This window comes from Acinetobacter legionensis (genome assembly GCF_057165765.1).
In genome coordinates, this window is record NZ_CM169896.1 from 3804435 (window position 1) to 3818408 (window position 13974).

The 13974-nt window shown below is 41.1% G+C and carries 7 protein-coding genes, 2 tRNA genes and 3 rRNA genes; 5 read left to right on the forward strand and 7 right to left on the reverse strand.

Going from position 1 to position 13974, the window contains the following annotated elements; genetic code table 11:
* Positions 1–37: 37 nt before the first annotated feature.
* The 4 genes from thyA to AC2G3J_RS17315 all read left to right on the forward strand — a co-directional run bounded on the left by thyA (position 38) and on the right by AC2G3J_RS17315 (position 3083).
* Positions 38–880, forward strand: a complete 843-nt coding sequence (gene thyA / locus AC2G3J_RS17300) for a thymidylate synthase (RefSeq protein ID WP_151801587.1) — start codon at positions 38–40, stop codon at positions 878–880.
* Positions 881–959: 79 nt separating this feature from the next.
* On the forward strand, positions 960–1472 hold the full coding sequence (locus tag AC2G3J_RS17305; RefSeq protein ID WP_336954542.1) for a dihydrofolate reductase: 513 nt from the start codon (positions 960–962) through the stop codon (positions 1470–1472).
* Between the two features lie 31 nt (positions 1473–1503).
* On the forward strand, positions 1504–2565 hold the full coding sequence (locus AC2G3J_RS17310; protein WP_336954541.1) for an Lnb N-terminal periplasmic domain-containing protein: 1062 nt from the start codon (positions 1504–1506) through the stop codon (positions 2563–2565).
* Between the two features lie 77 nt (positions 2566–2642).
* Positions 2643–3083, forward strand: a complete 441-nt coding sequence (locus AC2G3J_RS17315) for an META domain-containing protein (protein WP_483770368.1) — start codon at positions 2643–2645, stop codon at positions 3081–3083.
* 339 nt (positions 3084–3422) lie between these two features.
* Here the strand turns inward: AC2G3J_RS17315 and AC2G3J_RS17320 are convergent, their stop codons facing one another.
* Positions 3423–5435: an Ig-like domain-containing protein gene (locus AC2G3J_RS17320; protein ID WP_483770369.1), complete on the reverse strand. Its 2013-nt coding sequence runs from the start codon at positions 5433–5435 to the stop codon at positions 3423–3425.
* Positions 5436–5577: 142 nt separating this feature from the next.
* Between AC2G3J_RS17320 and AC2G3J_RS17325 the strand changes: the two genes are divergently transcribed.
* Positions 5578–6951 (forward strand): dihydrolipoyl dehydrogenase, encoded by a 1374-nt coding sequence (locus AC2G3J_RS17325; protein ID WP_419328697.1) that lies wholly within the window; start codon positions 5578–5580, stop codon positions 6949–6951.
* Positions 6952–7090: 139 nt separating this feature from the next.
* Here the strand turns inward: AC2G3J_RS17325 and rrf are convergent.
* From rrf to AC2G3J_RS17355, 6 genes are all read right to left on the reverse strand, one after another.
* Positions 7091–7205: ribosomal RNA gene (gene rrf / locus AC2G3J_RS17330) — 5S ribosomal RNA — on the reverse strand.
* Between the two features lie 182 nt (positions 7206–7387).
* Positions 7388–10278 (reverse strand): 23S ribosomal RNA (locus AC2G3J_RS17335).
* 336 nt (positions 10279–10614) lie between these two features.
* Positions 10615–10690, reverse strand: a tRNA-Ala gene (locus AC2G3J_RS17340).
* Between the two features lie 44 nt (positions 10691–10734).
* A tRNA-Ile gene (locus AC2G3J_RS17345) sits at positions 10735–10811 on the reverse strand.
* Positions 10812–10870: 59 nt separating this feature from the next.
* Positions 10871–12409 (reverse strand): 16S ribosomal RNA (locus AC2G3J_RS17350).
* The 16S, 23S and 5S rRNA genes sit together here with 2 tRNA genes alongside, the layout of an rRNA operon.
* Positions 12410–12880: 471 nt before the next feature.
* Positions 12881–13966, reverse strand: coding sequence for a DUF6670 family protein (locus AC2G3J_RS17355; protein WP_419358891.1), 1086 nt, complete (start codon positions 13964–13966; stop codon positions 12881–12883).
* Positions 13967–13974 lie beyond the last annotated feature (8 nt).

The following is a 13974-nucleotide window of genomic DNA, read 5'->3' on the forward strand; positions in this document are numbered from 1 at the left end:
CATTTATGTCGTATGGACGCCCCAAATTGGACACTATATGAAAGCGTATTTAGACCTTCTACAACATATCCTAGACGATGGCGGTGACAAAGGTGATCGTACTGGTACTGGTACTCGTTCTGTATTTGGTCATCAAATGCGTTTTGACTTGTCAAAAGGGTTTCCGCTACTAACCACTAAAAAGGTTCATTTCCGCTCAATTGTGATTGAATTGCTGTGGTTCCTAAAAGGCGACACCAACGTTCAATATCTTAAAGACAATAAAGTTTCGATTTGGGATGAATGGTCTACCGCTGAGCAGACTGCCCGTTTTGGACGCCCTGAAGGGGAGTTGGGCCCAGTCTATGGTCATCAATGGCGTAACTTTGGCGCTACGCAAAAAGATAATGGTTTGTTTGAAAATGATGGTTTTGACCAAATCAGTTGGTTGGTCAATGAAATCAAGACCAATCCAAACTCACGTCGTTTGATTGTGTCTGGCTGGAATCCAAATGAAGCAGGTAAAGTTGCCTTACCGCCATGCCACACTTTATTCCAATTTTTTGTTCAAGATGGAAAGTTGTCTTGCCAACTTTATCAACGTAGTGCAGATGTTTTCTTAGGGGTGCCATTTAATATTGCCAGCTATGCTCTACTGACTCATATGGTTGCTCAAGTTTGTGGTTTAGGCGTAGGTGATTTTGTCTGGACTGGCGGTGATACACATTTATATGTTAACCATTTTGAACAAGCGAAACTTCAGTTAACACGTGAGCCCTTACCACTGTGCCAACTCAAATTAAATCCTGAAATTAAGGATATTTTTGACTTTAAATTTGAAGATATTGAAATTACAGGTTATGAGTCACATCCTGCAATTAAAGCACCTGTAGCTGTTTAAATATTTTAATTCAGTCTTTCCTTATTCCCTCCTTGCAATAGGAGGGAAAATTTTCCAATGGATAATAAGCGAATTCATTATGACATTTAAAAACTTTGAAATTGTGCATGTCGTTGCAATGGATCAACAACGCTGCATTGGTAAAGCGAACGATCTTCCATGGCATATTTCAGCAGACCTTAAGCACTTCAAAGAAATCACCCAAGGTGGTGTTGTGGTGATGGGACGTAAAACGCTTGAATCGATGGGACGTGCATTACCTAAACGTGTCAATTGGGTGATTACCCGTGATCAGGATTGGAGTTTTGCTGGAGTTAAAACGGCCCATAGTATAGATGCTGCTTTGGAGCAAGCGATTCCTGATGTATTGGTCTCAGAAAAACCTGCCAGTATCTTTATCATTGGTGGTGGTGAAATTTTTAAACAAACCATGCACATTGCTGATCGTTTAGAGCTCACCCACATTGAACTCGATGTACAAGGTGATGCGTATTATCCAGAAATTCCAGCGGAATTTAAAAAAGTTGCGAGCGAGTCACATGTTGATGACAAAACAGCTATTGCTTTTGAGTTTGCAACATACCGAAAATAGCACTGAACTTTATGAATAAAAATAGTGGCTTATGGATAGCTTAAAAGCAAGATCAATACTGCATACACTTGGAATGGGGATAATCCATTCCTTGTTTAGCTTATTTGTCGTATTGAGCAGCCTGTGGTTTTGTTTCGCAATTTGGATTCAACATCCCTTAGGAAAGATTTTCAGTTATATCATCATCCCTATTTGGATTATTTTTGCACTGAGTATTCTTGGAATCTATTTTACTAAAAATATATTTAGCCGAAAAACTGACAGTTTGATCTATATCATCGCCTTTATTGTCAGCTTAGTCTGGTACTTTAATATTCCTGCGCAACAAGATCGTCAATGGAGTCCAGAAGTTTCCAGAATTTTTACTTACGAGCAGCAAGGTCATCTTGTCACGATTCATAATGTCCGTAACTTTAATTGGCACTCCCCTGATCAATATGACGAACGCTGGGAAACCAGAAGCTACAACTTAGATGAGATTACAGGCGTCAATATCATCACCTCTTATTGGATGGGACCACAGATTGCCCATACCTTGGTTAGCTTTGATTTTTTAAATCAGCGCCCACTCGTTTTTTCCATTGAAATTCGGAAAGAAAAAAATGAAAACTTTTCTGCAATTGGTGGTTTTTTTAGACAGTTTGAGCTAAGTCTAATCGCTGCAGATGAAAAAGATATTGTTTATACACGGAGTAATATTCGAGGTGAGCAGGTTTATTTTTTCCCGATTCAACTACCAAAAGCAGAAACCAAAGCATTGTTTGAAGAGTATCTTTTGAAATCTTCCGCTTTGGCAGAACATCCAAAGTGGTACAACACCCTAACCAGTAACTGTACAACTTTGGTTTTTGATATGGTTCAGGCGATTTCCCCTGAAAAATTACCAACAGATTATCGTTTATTGGCTTCAGGTTATTTACCCAATTATCTTTATGATTTGGGTGCATTAAATCATCAATGGTCAATCAAAGAATGGTATAAAAAAGCACATATCAATCCAAGAACAGCTGAATATGCTCAGTTTAAATATCAAAATAGCGATAACTTTTCTAAAGTGATTCGTTTTGGTTTACCTGATGAACATGCTCAATAATGTATAGCTTTAGTCAGCTCGTCTTTATGGTTTAACTCAATTTTGTTTATATAATCATTAAAATTAGGAGAATACGCATGTTTAAATCCATACTCGCAACCACATTCATCACAGCAACGCTCTTATTTTCTGGATGTGCATCTACACCAAGTGCTGATCAACAAAGCCAAAATTTAAGTTTGTTGCAAAACAAAAATTGGACACTCACGCATATTAGTGCAACAGAATATAAAGCAACACCAAATGCTCACAACGTGCCAAGTATTCAATTTGGTTCAGATTTACGGGTAAGTGGTGCAGATGGTTGTAATCGTATTATGGGTGCATACGCCATCAAAGGACAGCACTTAACCTTAGGGCAACTCGGCTCTACTCGGATGTATTGTCAGGACACTATGAAACTTGCGGCTGACTATACTGAAGCACTCAATAAGGTGAAAGGTTATCAAGTCTATGACAAAACGTTAAAGTTAGTTGATCAATATGGGAATCGTGTTTTGCAATTTACAACGCCATAACATCGTCTAAGCAGTTATTTATATACACAGTTTAAAAGCTTAAAACGTTAGGCTTTTAAACACCTCAGATTATAGAATCCAATATCAACAATGAAATTGAATAAAAATTTTAACTCAATCAATGAAAGACAATAATTTTACTACACACGCTGTCTTATCATTGGGATTAGAATAACAACAACTTAAAATTTGGATATTTCTATGAAATTCATTGGCCTTATCTTGATCTCATGCCTAATTTTATCTGCATGTAGTTCAATGAATGTAAGACCTACGGTTGGGGTAAGTATGGGAACATCTATTAAATAAAAAAACAGCGCCGAAGCGCTGTTTTCCCTATTAATTCAGGCTATTAACCACATTAATTAACGGTTTCGTTATCGTTCCATTAGGTGTTGTTACTGTTATACGAATCTCATCACCTGCAGCACATTTCAGACTACGAACACTGTAAGTGACAATCTTATTATCTTTCTGAGGGAATGTGCCTGGTAAGAGTAAATCCATAATACCTGGAACAGTAAGCGCCCCACCAACAACTTCTGCCTCACAAGTCAAATTATTATCTGTATTATCTTTTGCAGTAGCTGAAATTGTTGTACCTGAAGGCATTGGGACTGTTTTTAAACTATTACCATACATTTGAAAAGTAAAGATTCCAGGTAAAGCTTGAGTCATTGAACTATTCACTCCACTCAGAGCTACAAATGTAGGGGTTTCACTTGAGAAAGCAAAACGTAATTGTTTACGTAATACTGCATCTAGTTGATTATTACACGTACCCTCAATATTTGGCTGAGCGATTGTAGATGGAATACATGTTGCACCTGATGCCCCACGGACATATTTAAATTCACCTTCATCTTTCTGATTATTCTCATTATCATCTAAAAAGAAATCACCAATATTTTGTGTTAATTTATCAATGCCTATCGTATACATATTATCATTATCTACATCCACATATTCTTTATCACCTTCAACAAAAGCTAAAACACTTACTCGACTATCAAGTGGACGCGGATTTTGAGTAGTCAAATTAACCGAACAAACACCATTCGTTGTTGCACAATTTGGAGTAACACTTCCACCTTCCGAAATAAAACTAATTACGGTTCCATCTGGTACAGGGTTACCTACACGATCAGCCATCCGTGCCGTAATTGTTGAAATATCACCATCGCCATCACCAGCTAAAGCTATTTTACTTACAGACAAACTCAAACCATTCTGTGTTACACGACCAGAAGCAACTGCTACTTCTTTAGACAACACAAAAATATTGGTATTACTTGCTAGTGTAGCTTTAATTTCTACTGGTCCAGGTAAGTTACCTGGATAAAGATTTACATTTACTTTACCTGATGCATCACTTTTCACTATTTTGGGAATTCGATTACCATCCGTAACAAAACTTAAATCACTCGGAGCTTTCGTTAATTCTATGTTGACATCTTGGTTCGCTGCAGGCGTACCGTTTGCATACACAGTAAACTCAATTCTTCCAGAAGAAGCTGAACCACTATTTCTAGTGACTAAGTTTACTTTACCAACAGTTGTATAAACTAAAGAATTGGCTGCAATTGCTGCAATTTGTATATCAACAGATTTAGAAACAGAAACATTACTGCCAGTTGCAATAATCTTTTGTCCGCCTTCACACAACTTACCATTTATATCGATTGCTTTATATGTAACAGCAACATCACCTTGATTTGATGAAACCACAGCGTTGTTATCAAAAGTACCGCAACTTGTACTGAAATTCACAGTAATGTTATTTTGATTATTTTTGGTCACTGAGTCTTGTGTTTTAAGCGTTATGATCGTTGAGCCACCAGAATCAAGTGAGGTATTTGCAGCAACCATGTTTTCAAAGGTTATATTTGCAGCTTGTAGAGAATAATTATAAGGCGTTGTTGTCGCAGTTGAATCTTTATGACTCACTGTTGCCGTCAACTGATAACTACCAGTGTCTGTACTATTTTCAGGCTTAACTGAAATACTTGCTTCTCCATCAGCATTGGTTAAAACAGCACCATTTGAAGTACCAAACACCACTCCTGTGCCTTGAAAAGTAACCAATGCTCCACTAATTCCTTTTCCACTAGCATCAGTAACTTTTACTTTTGCTGTAGCACCAGAAACTGTTATTGTGTTTGTAGCTATAGAATCTGTATTCAACAAAGTAATTGGACTAATATTTACAGCTTCAACTGTAGTTCCACCATTACCATTGCCTGTTCCGTTATCATTCTTATCATAATAACCTCCACCGCCCCCACCACAACTCGCTAACAAAATAGAAATTGCAATAGCACTTAACTTTCCAGTAAGTTTTCTAGTATCCATAATTTTACTCAACCTAAGAATCCCCAAAAATTGTTGTAGATTATTTTGAGTGCTATGTAACCATAGTTATCTATATGTGTAAATATGCTATTTCAAAATGTTTTTTAATGTAATTACTATTATTCACAATTAGGTTTATATCATGTACGACATCATCATCATCGGCGCAGGTACAGCAGGTATTAGTGCATATAAAGAAGCAATCAAATATACATCTAACATACTGATTATCAATAAAGGTCCATGGGATACAACCTGTGTCCGTGTTGGCTGTATGCCAAGTAAAGTTCTCATTTCAACTGCAAATCGAATGTATGACATTCAAAATGCTAAAGAAGTCGCTTTAGAGGTAAAAGCAGAGATCGATACACGTCAAGTTATGCAACATGTCAGAAATTTACGTGACCGCTTTGCTCGTGCGACGCTTAAAGATGTAGAAAGTTGGGAAACTGCACATAAAATTGATGGCGAAGCTAAATTTGTAAATGCAAATACGGTTGAGGTCGATGGAAAACATTATCAATCTAAATCATTTATTCTTGCTGTAGGCTCAACACCGACTTATAACCAGGATTGGAAAAATAAAATAGGCAATAAACTGATCACATCGGATGAAGTATTTGAACTTGAGACTTTGCCTAAATCTATTGCCGTAATCGGTAGTGGTGTGATTGCAATTGAAATGGCTCAAGCAATGCATCGCTTAGGCGTAAATACGACTATTTTTGCAAGAAGCAAAAAAGTAGGGGTATTGAGTAGCCCTAATTTACAAGAAATTGCACAAACGGAATTATCCAAAGAACTTAATATAAAATTTGAAGTTTTACCTGATTCAATTCAAGATCTTGAAAATGGTGTTGAAATATCATTTATCGAAAATAATGAGTCTAAATCCATACAGGTTGACTATATTTTAAATGCGACTGGTCGTGCTACAAACTTATCAACCTTATCCCTCGAAAATATTGATCAGGCATTCTCAGATTTAAAACAATTACCGGTTCATCACAACACTAAACAATTGGCTGATTTTCCAATATTTATTATTGGTGATGCTTTCACTCAAACACCTTTACAACATGAGGCTGCGAATGAAGGAAGAAATGTCATTTCAAGTTGTTTAAATTTCCCCAATGTATACAACTTAAATAACCTATCACCTTTAGGTATCGTGTTCTGTAGTCCTGAAATGGGAATTGCTGGTCAAAGCTTTGCCTCACTATCAAAATCAAACATAGATTTTATTACAGGTTTTGCTTCTTATGAAAAGCAAGGTCGTGCATTGGTTTTAGGTAAAAATAAAGGTGCTGCTGAAGTTTATGTAGATCAGCAAAGCAGAAAACTCTTAGGTGCTGAACTTTTTGTTGAATCTGCTGAACATATGACTCACTTACTCTCTTGGATCATTTCCGAAGAACTAACAATTGATGAAGTATTAGCAAAACCTTTTTATCATCCAACTTTGGAAGAAGGCTTAAGAACAGCATTAAAACATGCCCGAAGACAACTTAAATAACGCTTTTACCTGAAGCTCTATTTTGAAGAATAGAGCTTTTATATTTTCTTCCAAACATTTCTATTTCATTATGCCACTAAACAGCGCACATAAAAAAACACCCCGTTCTCTAACGAGACCGGGGTGTTTTAGATTTAAAAGCTGGCGATGACTTACTCTCACATGGGTAACCCCACACTACCATCAGCGCTAAGAGGTTTCACTTCTGAGTTCGGGAAGGGATCAGGTGGTTCACTCTTGCTATTGTCGCCAGCAAACTGTTATGGACTTGTTCGGGTCTTATTTAAATGCCTTACTTCGTACCAAATGAGTTTAACAGAACATTTGAGTTGAATATTTTAACTAGCTTTACAACTAAATCAAGTATGTTTGATCTTTTATGAATCAAATGATGCTTACTTCTTTCGAAGTTCGTATACAACTGCTTGGGTGTTGTATAGTCAAGCCTCACGAGCAATTAGTATTGGTCAGCTTCATGCGTCACCGCACTTCCACATCCAACCTATCAACGTCGTAGTCTTCAACGGCTCTTTAGAGGACATAAAGTCCTAGGGAAATCTTATCTTGAGGTAGGCTTCCCGCTTAGATGCTTTCAGCGGTTATCCCTTCCGAACATAGCTACCCGGCGATGCGACTGGCGTCACAACCGGTACACCAGAGGTTCGTCCACTCTGGTCCTCTCGTACTAGGAGCAGATCCTCTCAAATTTCCAACGCCCACGGTAGATAGGGACCGAACTGTCTCACGACGTTCTAAACCCAGCTCGCGTACCTCTTTAAATGGCGAACAGCCATACCCTTGGGACCTGCTTCAGCCCCAGGATGAGATGAGCCGACATCGAGGTGCCAAACACCGCCGTCGATATGAACTCTTGGGCGGTATCAGCCTGTTATCCCCAGAGTACCTTTTATCCGTTGAGCGATGGCCCTTCCATACAGAACCACCGGATCACTAAGACCTACTTTCGTACCTGCTCGACTTGTGGGTCTCGCAGTTAAGCGCGCTTTTGCCTTTATACTCTACGCGTGATTTCCGACCACGCTGAGCGCACCTTCGTACTCCTCCGTTACTCTTTAGGAGGAGACCGCCCCAGTCAAACTACCCACCAGACATGGTCCTCGTCCCGGATAACGGGACAGAGTTAGAACCTCAATATTACCAGGGTGGTATTTCAAGGATGGCTCCATAGCAACTGGCGTCACTACTTCAAAGCCTCCCACCTATCCTACACAAGTAAGATCAAAGTTCAATGTCAAGCTGCAGTAAAGGTTCACGGGGTCTTTCCGTCTAGCCGCGGGTACACCGCATCTTCACGGCGAATTCGATTTCACTGAGTCTCTGCTGGAGACAGCGCCCCCATCATTATGCCATTCGTGCAGGTCGGAACTTACCCGACAAGGAATTTCGCTACCTTAGGACCGTTATAGTTACGGCCGCCGTTTACTGGGGCTTCGATCAAGAGCTTCGCTTACGCTAACCCCATCAATTAACCTTCCAGCACCGGGCAGGCATCACACCCTATACGTCCACTTTCGTGTTTGCAGAGTGCTATGTTTTTAATAAACAGTTGCAGGGGCCTGGTTTCTGTGGCTGCCAATAGCTCAAGGAGCAAGTCCTATCACCGTCAGCAGCGTACCTTCTCCCGAAGTTACGGTACCATTTTGCCTAGTTCCTTCAGCAGAGTTCTCTCAAGCGCTTTGGTCTACTCGACCTGACCACCTGTGTCGGTTTCGGGTACGATTCCTGTGTAACTGAAGCTTAGAGACTTTTCCTGGAAGCATAGTATCAGCCACTTCGCTAGTAAACTAGCTTGCTATCAGCTCTCAGCATAGAGCACCCCGGATTTGCCTAAGATGCATGCCTACTGCCTTTCACCTGGACAACCAACGCCAGGCTGACTTAACTTTCTCCGTCCTCTCATCGCATTACACAGAAGTATTGGAATATTAACCAATTTCCCATCGACTACGCCTCTCGGCCTCGCCTTAGGGGTCGACTCACCCAGCCCCGATTAACGTTGGACTGGAACCCTTGGTCTTTCAGCGTGCGAGTTTTTCACTCGCATTGTCGTTACTCACGTCAGCATTCGCACTTCTGATACCTCCAGCATACTTCTCAATACACCTTCATCGGCTTACAGAACGCTCCCCTACCACGTATACTAAGTATACATCCGCAGCTTCGGCATATAGTTTTAGCCCCGTTACATCTTCCGCGCAGGCCGACTCGACTAGTGAGCTATTACGCTTTCTTTAAAGGGTGGCTGCTTCTAAGCCAACCTCCTAGCTGTCTATGCCTTCCCACATCGTTTCCCACTTAACTATAATTTTGGGGCCTTAGCTGGCGGTCTGGATTGTTTTCCTCTTGACTACGGACGTTAGCACCCGCAGTCTGTCTCCCGGATAGTACTCATAGGTATTCGGAGTTTGCATCGGTTTGGTAAGTCGGGATGACCCCCTAGCCGAAACAGTGCTCTACCCCCTATGGTATTCGTCCGAGGCGCTACCTAAATAGCTTTCGGGGAGAACCAGCTATCACCGAGTTTGATTAGCCTTTCACCCCTATCCACAAGTCATCCCCTGGCTTTTCAACGACAGTGGGTTCGGTCCTCCAGTTAGTGTTACCCAACCTTCAACCTGCTCATGGATAGATCACCCGGTTTCGGGTCTATACCCAGCAACTAAACGCCCTATTAAGACTCGATTTCTCTACGGCTCCCCTATACGGTTAACCTTGCTACTGAATATAAGTCGCTGACCCATTATACAAAAGGTACGCAGTCACCGAACAAGTCGGCTCCCACTGCTTGTATGCATGCGGTTTCAGGATCTATTTCACTCCCCTCACAGGGGTTCTTTTCGCCTTTCCCTCACGGTACTGGTTCACTATCGGTCAGTCAGGAGTATTTAGCCTTGGAGGATGGTCCCCCCATATTCAGACAAGGTTTCACGTGCCTCGCCCTACTCGTCATCATTATATGTGCCCTTTCGTGTACGGGACTATCACCCTCTACGGTAGCACTTCCCAGAGCTTTCCGCTAAAACACATATAACTTAATGGGCTGATCCCCGTTCGCTCGCCGCTACTGAGGGAATCTCAATTGATTTCTTTTCCTAAGGGTACTGAGATGTTTCACTTCCCCTCGTTCGCCTCGCATGACTATGTATTCATCATGCGATACCTACCTTATGGTAAGTGGGTTTCCCCATTCAGAAATCTCCGGATCACAGGATATTTGCCGCCTCCCCGAAGCTTATCGCAGGCTATTACGTCTTTCATCGCCTCTGACTGCCAAGGCATCCACCACATGCACTTAATTACTTGACTATACAACCCCAAACAGTCGCTAATCCCTACAAGGAGGATCAACAATATGGATTCAACCACTTCTATTTGTTGCCTGTGAATTTAATCACTATACAGCTTCAATTTAATTCATATACCAAAACGCTTGATTCAGTTTTATCGCTAGTTCTCATTTCATTCAATATTAACAATTGCTTGCTAACATCAACTAAAACGAGTTAAACAATTATTTCAACTCAAATATATTCTGTTAATGATTCACTACCGCCTCGTCAGCGAGTAGTTAACTGTGATAAATCACAGAACTTAATAAGCTATCGGCTTACTAAGTTCTGTAATCACTTAGTCTGTAATTAGTGGTGGAGACTAACGGAGTCGAACCGTTGACCTCCTGCGTGCAAAGCAGGCGCTCTACCAACTAAGCTAAGTCCCCAGCTTAAGATCTTAATATATCTGCTCTTCTGTGTTCAGTAGACTTGGTGGGTCTGACAAGACTTGAACTTGTGACCCCACGCTTATCAAGCGTGTGCTCTAACCAACTGAGCTACAGACCCTCAGATACATCAATGAAGAACAACTTGTTGTGGATTCTTACCAATCGTCAATCTTTCGTTAAGGAGGTGATCCAGCCGCAGGTTCCCCTACGGCTACCTTGTTACGACTTCACCCCAGTCATCGGCCACACCGTGGTAAGCGTCCTCCTTACGGTTAGACTACCTACTTCTGGTGCAACAAACTCCCATGGTGTGACGGGCGGTGTGTACAAGGCCCGGGAACGTATTCACCGCGGCATTCTGATCCGCGATTACTAGCGATTCCGACTTCATGGAGTCGAGTTGCAGACTCCAATCCGGACTACGATCGGCTTTTTGAGATTAGCATCCTATCGCTAGGTAGCAACCCTTTGTACCGACCATTGTAGCACGTGTGTAGCCCTGGTCGTAAGGGCCATGATGACTTGACGTCGTCCCCGCCTTCCTCCAGTTTGTCACTGGCAGTATCCTTAAAGTTCCCACCCGAAGTGCTGGCAAATAAGGAAAAGGGTTGCGCTCGTTGCGGGACTTAACCCAACATCTCACGACACGAGCTGACGACAGCCATGCAGCACCTGTATGTAAGTTCCCGAAGGCACCAATCCATCTCTGGAAAGTTCTTACTATGTCAAGACCAGGTAAGGTTCTTCGCGTTGCATCGAATTAAACCACATGCTCCACCGCTTGTGCGGGCCCCCGTCAATTCATTTGAGTTTTAGTCTTGCGACCGTACTCCCCAGGCGGTCTACTTATCGCGTTAGCTGCGCCACTAAAGCCTCAAAGGCCCCAACGGCTAGTAGACATCGTTTACGGCATGGACTACCAGGGTATCTAATCCTGTTTGCTCCCCATGCTTTCGTACCTCAGCGTCAGTATTAGGCCAGATGGCTGCCTTCGCCATCGGTATTCCTCCAGATCTCTACGCATTTCACCGCTACACCTGGAATTCTACCATCCTCTCCCATACTCTAGCTTCCCAGTATCGAATGCAATTCCCAAGTTAAGCTCGGGGATTTCACATCCGACTTAAAAAGCCGCCTACGCACGCTTTACGCCCAGTAAATCCGATTAACGCTCGCACCCTCTGTATTACCGCGGCTGCTGGCACAGAGTTAGCCGGTGCTTATTCTGCGAGTAACGTCCACTCATCCTAGGTATTAACTAGAAGAGCCTCCTCCTCGCTTAAAGTGCTTTACAACCATAAGGCCTTCTTCACACACGCGGCATGGCTGGATCAGGGTTCCCCCCATTGTCCAATATTCCCCACTGCTGCCTCCCGTAGGAGTCTGGGCCGTGTCTCAGTCCCAGTGTGGCGGATCATCCTCTCAGACCCGCTACAGATCGTCGCCTTGGTAGGCCTTTACCCCACCAACTAGCTAATCCGACTTAGGCTCATCTATTAACGCAAGGTCACAAGTGATCCCCTGCTTTCCCCCGTAGGGCGTATGCGGTATTAGCATCCCTTTCGAGATGTTGTCCCCCATTAATAGGCAGATTCCTAAGTATTACTCACCCGTCCGCCGCTAGGTCAATTACCGAAGCAATCTCCCCCGCTCGACTTGCATGTGTTAAGCCTGCCGCCAGCGTTCAATCTGAGCCATGATCAAACTCTTCAGTTAAAAATCATTAGTGACTTAAGGTCACAATTCTGGCTCATCAATGTACTGACAAATTCTCTCAAATAAACTTCGAGTAATTTAAACCAATCAATCAATGATAATATTTCGATCAATCAATTAGTAAAAATCCACACAAGTTGTTCTTCATATTCTCTTAATGATCTTCTCAATGCTTCGTCAGCATCAAGCTAGGTCGGCTATACTACTCTCTATCTCTAAAAAGTCAATCTATAATGTTAATTATTTTTTCCAACAAACCCAACTCCAATCTCATCTTAAAATCTCAATTCGAAATCTTAACAACTTAATCAAGTGCCTGATTTATCAGAAGTTTTATTTAACATCACCGCCGATGGATGTGCATTCTACAGCATTAACAATCCAACACAACCCCTTTTTTTAATTATTTTTCATTTTTTCTATCACTTGCTTATTTATTATTCTAAATTGATCTTTTTTTTGTTTTTTGAGCTATTTTTTAAGCATTATCAGCACTGGATTGCTCGATTTGTTTGATAACTTATTGTCTTTGTCTATTTCCTGCCATTTTAAAGGACGACAATCTATATATTCACAGTAACCACTCTCACCTTGATAATATTCTTCATTTAGATGTAGTTGATAAAAAAAACTTCCAACATAACCCGCGGCTAAACCAAATTTATAATCCCCACGACTTTGTGCTTGAATATCAATTTTGGTATTTTCATCTTGATATTGCCATTCGAACTCGCGTGGTAAATACATCTCCTGATGATTTACTGTTGTGACTTTAGGGAACACACGGTGAATATTGAAACAGACCTGTCGATCAAGCATTTTTGTTTCATTGTTTTGAATATCTCGAATATAGATACGTGAATGTAAAATATTATTCATCTGATCACGACTATGCATAAAAATAATCTGTAATTCATCATTCACTTGAATCAATTGATATGTATATAGTGCATAAGGTAGATAAGGGAAATTTACTGTTTTCATATATTCAAAAACAGCATTTTGTTCAATTTCATAATTTTGATCTTTGTATTGAATTGTCCCTTTACAGTGCGCAACCAAAGACCAGTGCTGCGCAAATCCAAATTTCAAATGAATAAAATGAGAAATTAAAGGCAATGTCGTAATACTTAAATTCACACTCAATTCGTCATCTAGTCTTTGAAAAGTAAAATGAGGAACTTTTCCAAACACTTTTTCTTTTTGACCAAACGCATAGGTTACATTGCAATTTTCATCGGTGTGAAATTGGCATTCATGCTGAATTGAGTATGAGCTTAGCTGCCCCACCATATGAGGGCTAGAGCTGACCAGCAGGGTTGCTGTATCTAAAGCAGTTGTCGAGATTTCATTGTTATTGCAAAAAACAGGACTATTGGGCTGTCCAATCAAACTAAAAAAATTGAGGTAATGCAATGGTGCAGGTAGATCGGCAAGCACTAATTTTTGATGAATAATTTTATATCTGTCTTGAGGGGGATGACAGCAAAGTTCTATAGGCGTTTGAGCTTGATTCAGCTGTTTAGACTGATCTAAGAAATCTTGAAACAACCGCATATCAAGCC

Bases quoted from the DNA above. Each gene is read 5' to 3' on its own strand.
- thyA (WP_151801587.1), top strand. From the start codon at position 38: ATGAAAGCGTATTTAGACCTTCTACAACATATCCTAGACGATGGCGGT.
- AC2G3J_RS17305 (WP_336954542.1), top strand. From the start codon at position 960: ATGACATTTAAAAACTTTGAAATTGTGCATGTCGTTGCAATGGATCAA.
- AC2G3J_RS17310 (WP_336954541.1), top strand. From the start codon at position 1,504: ATGGATAGCTTAAAAGCAAGATCAATACTGCATACACTTGGAATGGGG.
- AC2G3J_RS17315 (WP_483770368.1), top strand. From the start codon at position 2,643: ATGTTTAAATCCATACTCGCAACCACATTCATCACAGCAACGCTCTTA.
- AC2G3J_RS17320 (WP_483770369.1), bottom strand. From the start codon at position 5,435: ATGGATACTAGAAAACTTACTGGAAAGTTAAGTGCTATTGCAATTTCT.
- AC2G3J_RS17325 (WP_419328697.1), top strand. From the start codon at position 5,578: ATGTACGACATCATCATCATCGGCGCAGGTACAGCAGGTATTAGTGCA.
- AC2G3J_RS17355 (WP_419358891.1), bottom strand. From the start codon at position 13,966: ATGCGGTTGTTTCAAGATTTCTTAGATCAGTCTAAACAGCTGAATCAA.